This is a genomic window from Variovorax sp. 20P10.2.4 (assembly GCF_058244205.1).
Genome location: NZ_JBZAYE010001158.1, coordinates 1 through 1184, shown reverse-complemented (window position 1 = coordinate 1184; position 1184 = coordinate 1). Strand labels below are relative to the sequence as shown.

The 1184-nt window shown below is 72.6% G+C and carries 1 protein-coding gene and 1 pseudogene; both read right to left on the bottom strand.

Annotation, left to right across the window (positions count from 1 at the left end; all coding sequences use genetic code 11):
* Nucleotides 1–191: pseudogene (locus AC27VN_RS41940) on the bottom strand (cyanate transporter); the annotation flags it as partial.
* Nucleotides 188–1184, bottom strand: a 997-nt coding sequence (locus AC27VN_RS41935) for an amidohydrolase family protein (RefSeq protein WP_490880582.1), incomplete at its 5' end; no start/stop codon positions are given. The pseudogene AC27VN_RS41940 and the gene AC27VN_RS41935, both read right to left, overlap by 4 nt.

Here is a 1184-nt window from a genome sequence, read left to right as displayed (position 1 = left end):
GAGGTGGCGCCCATCGCGAACATCGGCAGCACCGTGAGCAGCGCCACGGCATGGAAGCCGATGCCGGTGTCGAGGCGGATGGCACCGAGCAGCGGGCTGCTCGAGGTGAGAAAGGCGCGCAGGTTCAGCGCCACCAGCACGATCACGGCCGCGAAGGCGGTGCCGGCATCGCGGCGGACCTCCGCCTTCACAAGGCGGCCACGTCGTCCTGCAGCACGCCGTCGCGCGCCACGATGCGGCCGCCGGCCACCACGAGCCGGCGCACGGGGCGCTCCACCACGGCATGCGCCACGGTCTGCGCATCGACCAGCACCAGGTCGGCACGATCGCCGACGCCAAGGCCGTAAGCCTCGAAGCCGCAGCCGCGCGCGCCCGCGTGCGTCACGGTGTCGAGCGCGACCTCGATCTCGTCGTCGCGGCGCAGGTTGTAGCGCAGGCCGATGATCATCGCGCGCTCGAGCATGTCGGGCCGGCCATAGGGCGACCAGGTGTCGCGGATGCCGTCGTTGCCGCCGAGCACGGTCACGCCGGCCTGGCGGCAGGCCAGCAGCGGCGGCACGTTGCGCGAGGGCGGCGCGCTGGTGATCAGCACCACGCCGAGCTTCGCCATGCGCGCGAGCAGGGCATCGCGCTCGCGCTCGCTCACGTCGCCGAGGCAGAAGCCATGGCTGATCGCCACTTGGCCCCGCATGCCCAGCGCCTCGGTGCGCTGCAGGATCAGGTCGAGCGAGAAGGCGCCCATGGCGCCGGGCTCGTGCAGGTGGATGTCGATAGCGCGCTGGTGCCGGTGGGCGATGTCGAACAGCAGGTCGAGCGACTTCACGGGATCGCCGTCGATGGCGCAGGGGTCGAGCCCGCCGAGCACGTCGGCGCCCGCGGCCAGCGACCGGTCGAGCAGCTCGGCCGTGCCGGGCCGCGCGAGCAGGCCCGACTGCGGGAAGGCGACGACCTGGATCTGCTGCAGATCGCGCAGGGTCTCGCGCGTGCGCAGCGTGCCCTCGAGGTGGCGCAGGCCGGCCTGCGTGTCGACGTCGACGTGCGTGCGCAGCCGCGTGGTGCCGAGCGCGAGGAAGGCCTTGGCCAGCACCAGCGACTGCGCGGCCGCGTCGTGGCCGCTGGCATGGCGGAAGGCGCGCTCGTTCTCGATCTTGTCGATCAGGTTCGTGCCGACCTCGTTGCGGTAC